Genomic DNA, 7608 nt, shown 5'->3' with positions numbered 1-7608 from the left:
CTGTCCGTCTGCCCCCAGACATCATCGACGCCATCGACAAACTTACGCCGCTTGCTCCGCTGCATCAGCCTCGCAGTCTCGCGCCCGTCCGTGCAATAGCCGCCTTGCAACCGGACCTGCCACAGGTTGGCTGTTTCGACACCGCTTTCCACCAGACGATCGATCCGCTCGTGCGGCGCTTTGCCCTTCCGCGCCAGTATGAAGAGCAAGGCTTGCGCCGCTACGGGTTCCACGGTCTCTCCTATGAATACATCGCCGGGCGGCTCAGCGAGATATCGCCAATTTTCGCGGCGAAACACACGATCGTCGCCCATCTCGGCAATGGGGCAAGTCTTTGCGCCCTGCACGGGGGCAAAAGCATCGATACCACGATGGGTTTTTCGGCCCTGGATGGCCTCGTCATGGGCACGCGGTGCGGCGCCATCGATCCCGGCGTGCTGTTGTATTTCCTGCTGGAAAGAGGCATCGCGGCGGAAGAACTGCAGGCGATGCTCTACGAGAAGTCGGGCCTGCTCGGCGTATCCGGTATTTCCGGCGACATGAGGACGCTCGAAGCGAGCAATGATCCTCGCGCGCAAGAGGCGATGGCGCTTTTCGCCTTTCGCGCCGCGAGAGAGGCCGCGGCGCTTGCAAACACGATGGGTGGCCTTGAATGCCTGGTGTTCACCGCCGGCATCGGCGAACGGTCCGCGACCATCCGCAAGGCCATATGCGAAAAATTGACCTGGCTTGGCGTGGTGCTTGAAGATCGCGCCAACAACACCCACGCCGAGATCCTCAGTCGTCCCGAGAGCAAGGTGGAAGTACGCGTGATTGCGACCGATGAGGAAAGTGTCGTTGCACGTCACAGCCGCATGGTGATGCAAGCCTGAACGCTCGCCTCGGCATCGGAAAATCGGCTGTCGGTTCGGCCCGATGAAAGCCCGGGCAAGGGTATTCCCTGTACGAAAATTACCAAGCAAGCGGTCGGGGGAACCAACTGCCCATAGAAATATTGTGCGAGCAATCCCGGCTAACCCCGAGATCGTCGGCCGATGATCAGGCCGACAGCCTTACTTCAGGCATTGGCTGAGGAATCCATGTTTACGGACGACGTTGCGGTGAGGCGCCTGAAAATCCTGGTCGAGCAATATGTCGAGACACGCAAGAAACGCCACGATGTGATCTCTACCGCCAAGGCCGGGACCGCAATTCGAGAGGTGATGCCAAGTTGCCCGCTTTCAGGAAAGGCCTTCGATGATCTGATAGCGGCCTGCGCCATCGAGCATGGCCTCGCTGTGCTCTTCGACAATCCGGGGACATCAGGCACTGAAGTCTGAGGCTGGCGCTTCCGATGCTACCGTCGCGATGAGCAGGAGTTCAGTCGGCATGTCCAGGTACTTTTTCGACCTTCGAGATGAGAGCGGAAGCTTGCAGGAGGATCCCGAGGGCCAGGAATTTTCTGATCTCGCGAGCGCTGAGGAAAACGCGATGGCGTCGGCGAAGGAAATCCTTGCCGAAGAGCTGCTGCATGGCAGGCCGCTGCGTACCGGATTGACCTTCGAGATTTTTGACGAGAACCGCAACCTGGTGCTGCGCTTTCCTTTTGCGCTCGCGGCCGAAAAGGCCGGGGCACCCCCTTAATCCCGAATTGCCTGGCCGATCACCTGCAGGGGCCATACAGGTCGCCTCATGCGGATCCTATCCTTCCGCCTTGAAGTTTCTGGCTTCCTTCTCGACCTTGGGGTTGTCCTTGCCATGCTTTTGCATGAGCTCCTTGGCTTGCTTGGGTGAGACGTCGGTGGTCTCTGCCAAGCGCAATGCCTTCTTGTCCTTGCTTTCGGTCTTCTGCTTCTTGGCCGTCATGGCTCTTGAACTCCCTTGAAGCCTTTTCCGATCGATCTTTGCCGGTGCGAACACCTGAGCATGTCCAGATGAACACTTTCGTTGCCTGGCCTGCTTCGATGACGAGACGTCAACGAGACGATGCCGGTCAGGTTCCGTGCATCGCCTGCTCATGTCCAAACTTGTCACGCCACGCGGCGGTACCGATGGCGGTCGCGGATGAACTCATTGAAGAAGCGGCCTTTTGAGGAAGCTTTGGTGAAAGCGGCATAAGTTGCCGGTGCAACATCCTCATATTCGTAGCGTCTGCCGCTCGGCACAAACCAGACCGACAGGATCCTGGTGGCGGGATCGTATTGCGCATTTCGGATCACGGTCGATGGCATGGTCGCACCCGACAGGTCTGCCCGAATAACCCGTTAGCGATCGTCAGGTTCCGCCGATATCCTGGCGTCACGCACCGCGACTACCGGTCGCGCGGGTTGCCGAACTTCGGGTCGCGCTTCCTTGAATATCGGTCGATGCGTGGCAGGCTGTCATCAAACTCGATCCACGGCAGCCTCAGGTCCCAATAGGCATGGGCTTGCGGCCGAAACCCTTCAGGGTTGTCAAAGAAGCCGATCGTCACATAGAACTCGTCCGGCAGGCCTTCGTCGCTATAGCCTATCGAGCTTCCACAGTCTGGGCAGAACGTGCGGGTGACGCCTGGCGTTTGGGAAAAGGCCTTCGGCGTCCCTCTAAGGAGCTGAAATTGCTTCGGCCGGTAACCAACCCAGATCGTCAGCGGACTTCCGATGGCCCGGCGGCAATCGTCGTCGTGATCGTAGCATATCCAGAAAGGCTCTCCGTCCAGGGCTGCGGCGATCCCTCCGCAGAAGCAGGCTCCGGTTTTCGCGCCGCATCGTCTGTCCACCCTGTTGCGCCTAAGAGAGAGCGGCCGAGTGGCCGCTCCCGTTCAAGGTGAAGTCCTTGAAATCATGCATCGTGATGCTCGGGCATGCTCTTGAGCTGATCCTTGGTCCAGTTCGTCACCGCGTGAACGTCGCCGTCTTCATCGCGCATGAATTCCAACTGGCTTGCGGGAACGGCCACCGGCTTGGCGCCAATGCCGAGAAAGCCGCCGACATCGATGACGACCTGACTGGCGGCTCCTGAGCCGTGCACATGCGAAACGCTGCCGACTTTGTTGTCGTCTGCGTCGTAAATCGTGGCGTCTTCGAGAATGTCTGGTGTCAGTTCGGTGCTTGTGAGGCGTACGTGGTTGGTGTGATCCATCTTTCGAGACTCCTGTTGGGTGGAATATTTGAACCTCTCAGCCGAGCAATCGTTCCGAACAATTCCGGGGGCGACGGACGGACGACGCAAGGACGCTAGAAGCCTCAACTCAGCCTCCGTCCGAATTGACTCGCAAAGCTCCGTACGGAAGCGTACAAAAGGAAATCGTCAGCAGCACAGTTGGGGCGCTGACGCTTGGGAGTGACCATCGCTCTTGCCCATCACGAGGCATGGTGTTGCACGGCGAAGGAGCCCGAGCACCCCGGTCTGCCATTGGGCGCGATGACCGCGCTGGCGCGGGATACAGGCGCCACTGAACAACAGATACGCGAAATCATATCGCTCCTCGGGTTCGATCGCGCCTCTATCCTGCGGGAGGCTCGTTTGCTGGCGAAAGATAGTCAGCCAACAAGGCCTTCGAGTCTTCAGCAGTAACTGTCGGTTTCATACCAACGCGCCCGCCCGTCTAGTGCTGCGCGAGACGAAGTCTATGGTTCGTTACCGTCCGCTCGTTCGACGGGCGCGGCCGGCTAAGAGATCCCAGTGCTCTTGCCCAAGGGAAAAGAGTCTCGTGGATTACCAGACACTGCAAGCCAAGAGCGAATTGCTTCGCCGGATGAGCGCGGACGATTTCGCGCGGCTACGTCCGCATCTGGCGAGTGTTTTTCTTGAGTTGCGCGCGCCGCTGGAGACCGCGGGGCAGAAGATCGAAGCCGTCTATTTTCTGGAAAGCGGGCTGGCCTCGGTAGTGGCGAGGACTTCGCCTGCGACCGAAGCCGAAGTCGGAATCATCGGGTTCGAAGGAATGACCGGTTCGGCCCTGGTCATGGGGGACGACCAGGCCAACTTTGATTGTTACGTCCAGTCGACATGCGAGGCTCTCCGGATAGAGGCTGCCCCCTTCGTCGAAGCCCTGGAGGACAGCCCTACATTGCGGTCGTTCCTGTTGCGCTATGTCCAATATTTCCATGTTCAGACAAGCTATACGGCATCGATCAACGCGCGGCAGAGCCTGGAAGTTCGACTGGCAAGATGGCTTTTGATGTGCAGCGACCGCACTGTCGGCGACAGGCTTATGATAACCCATGAATTTCTGTCCATCATGCTTGGTGTGAGGCGTCCGGGGGTTACCGTCGGCCTCCAGATGATCGAAAGTTACGGTTATATCCGAGCGCGCCGCGGAGAGATTACGATCCGCGATCGAGACGGTCTCATGACGTTGGCGCGAGATTCTTACGGTCCACCCGAAACCCAGTACCGCCGGCTGATCGGAGATTTGGGCTCGAACCATCCCGCGAGGCAGGAGCGGCCTCTCGTTTGAGCGCGCCGGGCCAACAGAGGCTTCTCCGCCACAGAGCCGCCAGCGGACATTTCGAGTGGCCGGCGCGATGATGCCGGTGAGACACCGTTGCCTAAACCCGCGCCGGCCACTGCGGCATGTTTTGGGGATGCCGCGTTGCCAATCTAGTTGCCGACAAGCAACTGGCAACGAAAGCTCACGGTTTGGTAAGAACCGTACGTACATGCACGCAAACTCCCTCGGTCGCGTTCAAGGCATGCTCGCGAAATCCTGAGTTGAATACAGTCCCTCGATAAAATCCGGATTGGCAGGCCCTGTCCGTCGTTGTGGTGACGTCCGCAGGGTGGGTGCAGATTGGCTGGCCAGGTTCCGATATTGCCAGGCGGGCTGGCCTTCACCATCTTAGCTGGGATGGCGACACCCAAATCGAAAACACTCGACTCCGGCTCATCCGGGCTTCAGCACGATCTCTTTGGTGCTGCCGACGACCTACCGGAAGGTTTCTTCTATCAGCCCGAGTTGATCACGGCGCAAGAAGAAACGGAACTCGCCCGGCATCTGGAAGGCCTGCCGTTCGAGGCGTTCGATTTCCATGGCCATCTGGCAAACCGGCGCGTCGTCGGTTTTGGCCTGCGTTACGACTACGACAGACGCCAGGTCGTCGAGGCGCCGCCGATCCCTGACTTCCTGCTGTCCCTGCGCGACAAGATCGCAGCGTTGGCAGGCCGGCCCGCCAACGCCTTCGCGCAAGTGTTGATCAACGAATACCGGCCCGGCGCCTGCATCGGCTGGCATCGAGACAAGCCTCATTTCGAAGACGTTGCGGGTGTTTCGTTGCTGGCGCCTTGCAGCTTCCGGCTCCGGCGGAAGAATGGCACCAAATGGGACCGCCGGACCATCGTCGTCGAACCAAGGTCGGCGTATCTCATGACCGGACCATCGCGCATGGAATGGGAGCACAGCATTCCGGCGGTTGACCTGCACCGCTACTCGATCACCTTGAGGACATTGCGCGCCAACTCCGCATGAGCATCGCGCGCCGAGCCGTTCTGTCGCATTGCCAGCGCCATCACGAGTTCTTGAACGCAAAACGGTTCCGGGAACCTCCCAACCACAAGTTGGTTTGGAGGACAGGTACAGCTTCAAAGGTGGAGAATGTCCATGGCCCGTGCCCGATCCGTGTTGGTGGCAGCCAGGCGTCCGTTCCATAAAACGCCGATGGCGGTCGCAAACGCATGTTTCGTCGGCACATTGCTGACCGACGTTGCCTATTGGCGAAGCGCTGAAATGATGTGGGCAGATTTTTCCGCCTGGCTGCTCCTTGCCGGCCTGGTTGTAGGCGTGCTCGCGGTCCTTGCAGCACTTGTCGATTTGTCTACCGGCCGACTTGCCCGTCAAGCCGGGCCTGCATGGCCATATCTCCTTGGCAGCCTCGTCGTGCTCGTCATATCGCTCTTCAACGCACTGGTGCACAGCCGTGATGCCTGGACCTCGGTCGTGCCGACGGGGCTCATCCTGTCCGCCGTCGCCGTGATCGTTATCCTCTTGCTGGGACTGCTGGGATGGAGCTCCGGCCACACTCAAGTGGAGGTGGTCGAATGAATGTCTCCGCCAGACATATCCGGCGTATCGCGAGCCTCGGTCTGCTGTTCGGATCGATTTTGGCGCTGCCCGCATGCAGCGATAACGAACCGGATCCCACCGATCAGGTCGGAGCAAACCCGACGCTGCCTGAACCTATTCAGTATCTGGTGCCGCCCATGCATGTCGCGTCGGTCGTCGGTTGGAAACAAGACGAGAAGCCGACCGTCGCCAAGGGTTTGCAAATCCAGGCCTTTGCCAAGGGCTTGAGGCATCCGCGCTCGCTTTACACATTGCCGAATGGTGACGTTCTGGTGGTCGAATCCGTGGCGCCGCCCGGTGCCGCGATCAAGCGGCCGAAAGACCTGATCATGGGCTGGATCGAGTCGATGGCGACCTCGGGCGGCGGCACCGAAGGAAGCAACCGTATCACCCTGCTGCGGGATACGAACGGCGATGGTCTGCCCGATGTCCAGGAGGTCTTCCTCGATCATCTCAATTCGCCCTTTGGCGTGGCCCTGGTCGGCAACGATCTCTACGTCGCCAACACCGACGCCATCGTGCGTTATCCCTACACGTCGGGCGACACCAAGATCACCGCGCCGGGCGCCGTGCTGACGCCATTGCCCGGCGGACCTATCGATCACCACTGGACAAAGTCTCTCGTGGCCAGCCCCGACGGGTCTCGGCTGTATGTCGGCATCGGATCCAACAGCAACATCACCGAGAACGGCATCCAGGCGGAAAAGGACCGGGCCGCCATCTGGGAAGTCGACAGGGCCACTGGCCGCTATCGTATTTTCGCGAGCGGCCTGCGCAATCCCAACGGGCTGAGTTGGGAGCCGCAGAGCGGCGCGCTGTGGGCTGTGATCAACGAGCGCGACGAGCTCGGTCCTAACCTGGTTCCCGACTACATGACCTCGGTCAAGGACGGCGCGTTCTATGGTTGGCCGTACAGCTACTATGGTCAGCATGTCGACCCGCGCGTGATGCCGCAGCGGCCGGACCTCGTCGCCAAGGCGATCCCTCCCGACTATGCCTTGAGTTCCCACGTCGCACCTCTGGGCTTGACGTTCTACACTGGAACCAACCTGCCGGAGCTCTATCGCAACGGCGCCTTTGTTGGCGAGCATGGTAGCTGGAACCGCAAGAGCTTCAACGGCTACAAGGTCGTTTTCGTGCCGTTTAAAGACGGTCATCCAGATGGCAAGCCGCAGGACGTCGTCACCGGTTTCCTCGGCAAGGACAACAAGGCGCACGGGCGGCCCGTCGGCGTTGCCGTCGACAAATCCGGCGCGCTGCTGATCGCCGACGATGTCGGGAACACGGTCTGGCGCGTAACTTCCACGAGCCAGTAGGCACCTGCATAACGCTGATCGCTTCACTATCTCGGTGCGAATTCCACCAGCGCCTTGACGAATTCTGCCGGTGCCTCGATCGGCAGGAATTCGCCGCAGTTGGCGATCATGTGACCTTGCAGGTTCTTTGCGCCAGACATCCTCAGACCTTCGAGGTAATCGTCAATCGATCCAAAATCCGCGTCGCCGCGGATATAAAGGATCGGAACTTCGATGCGCGCCGGGGCATTGGCCTCGGCATCCTGCTTGAACGCGCGATACCAATCAAAG

12 protein-coding genes are annotated in these 7608 nt (G+C 59.8%); 7 read left to right on the top strand and 5 right to left on the bottom strand.

Translation table 11 applies throughout. The features are described 5' to 3' along the window. The 3 genes from EOA22_RS18890 to EOA22_RS18880 form a co-directional block, all read left to right on the top strand. On the top strand, positions 1-872 hold an 872-nt coding region (locus EOA22_RS18890), incomplete at its 5' end, for an acetate kinase (protein ID WP_127390136.1). 207 nt (positions 873-1079) lie between these two features. Then, complete coding sequence (locus EOA22_RS18885; protein WP_013531534.1) at positions 1080-1319, top strand: hypothetical protein; 240 nt, start codon at positions 1080-1082, stop codon at positions 1317-1319. A gap of 91 nt (positions 1320-1410) precedes the next feature. Further along, the gene (locus EOA22_RS18880; protein WP_063168031.1) at positions 1411-1623 is read left to right on the top strand and encodes a hypothetical protein; all 213 of its coding nucleotides are present in this window, start codon (positions 1411-1413) and stop codon (positions 1621-1623) included. Positions 1624-1680: 57 nt separating this feature from the next. Here EOA22_RS18880 and EOA22_RS18875 read toward each other — a convergent pair whose 3' ends face one another. The 4 genes from EOA22_RS18875 to EOA22_RS18860 form a co-directional block, all read right to left on the bottom strand. Then, entirely contained in the window at positions 1681-1845 is a 165-nt protein-coding gene (locus EOA22_RS18875; protein ID WP_013531536.1) for a hypothetical protein, read from the bottom strand. A gap of 164 nt (positions 1846-2009) precedes the next feature. Beyond that, on the bottom strand, positions 2010-2210 hold the full coding sequence (locus EOA22_RS18870; RefSeq protein WP_013531537.1) for a KTSC domain-containing protein: 201 nt from the start codon (positions 2208-2210) through the stop codon (positions 2010-2012). Positions 2211-2290: 80 nt separating this feature from the next. Beyond that, positions 2291-2737, bottom strand: coding sequence for a GFA family protein (locus EOA22_RS39555; protein ID WP_063168030.1), 447 nt, complete (start codon positions 2735-2737; stop codon positions 2291-2293). 62 nt (positions 2738-2799) lie between these two features. Beyond that, the gene (locus EOA22_RS18860; RefSeq protein ID WP_013531539.1) at positions 2800-3099 is read right to left on the bottom strand and encodes a PRC-barrel domain-containing protein; all 300 of its coding nucleotides are present in this window, start codon (positions 3097-3099) and stop codon (positions 2800-2802) included. Between the two features lie 571 nt (positions 3100-3670). Between EOA22_RS18860 and EOA22_RS18850 the strand changes: the two genes are divergently transcribed. From EOA22_RS18850 to EOA22_RS18835, 4 genes are all read left to right on the top strand, one after another. Continuing rightward, positions 3671-4420 carry a Crp/Fnr family transcriptional regulator gene (locus tag EOA22_RS18850; protein WP_127390135.1) on the top strand — a complete coding sequence of 250 codons (750 nt, stop codon included), beginning with the start codon at positions 3671-3673 and terminating at the stop codon, positions 4418-4420. Positions 4421-4810: 390 nt separating this feature from the next. Then, complete coding sequence (locus EOA22_RS18845) at positions 4811-5428, top strand: alpha-ketoglutarate-dependent dioxygenase AlkB (protein WP_063168028.1); 618 nt, start codon at positions 4811-4813, stop codon at positions 5426-5428. Positions 5429-5560: 132 nt separating this feature from the next. Beyond that, positions 5561-6001 carry a DUF2231 domain-containing protein gene (locus EOA22_RS18840; RefSeq protein ID WP_050580528.1) on the top strand — a complete coding sequence of 147 codons (441 nt, stop codon included), beginning with the start codon at positions 5561-5563 and terminating at the stop codon, positions 5999-6001. After that, the gene (locus EOA22_RS18835; protein ID WP_013531543.1) at positions 5998-7338 is read left to right on the top strand and encodes a sorbosone dehydrogenase family protein; all 1341 of its coding nucleotides are present in this window, start codon (positions 5998-6000) and stop codon (positions 7336-7338) included. Before EOA22_RS18840 ends, EOA22_RS18835 begins: the two co-directional genes overlap by 4 nt. Before the next feature lie 26 nt (positions 7339-7364). Here EOA22_RS18835 and EOA22_RS18830 read toward each other — a convergent pair. Further along, on the bottom strand, positions 7365-7608 hold a 244-nt coding region (locus EOA22_RS18830; RefSeq protein ID WP_164755623.1), incomplete at its 5' end, for an alpha/beta hydrolase.

It is taken from the genome of Mesorhizobium sp. M7A.F.Ca.US.014.04.1.1, assembly GCF_003998745.1.
In the GTDB taxonomy this organism is placed as follows: domain Bacteria; phylum Pseudomonadota; class Alphaproteobacteria; order Rhizobiales; family Rhizobiaceae; genus Mesorhizobium; species Mesorhizobium ciceri.
The sequence above is the reverse complement of the archived record's forward strand: the minus strand, read 5'-3'. Positions and strand labels throughout refer to the sequence as shown.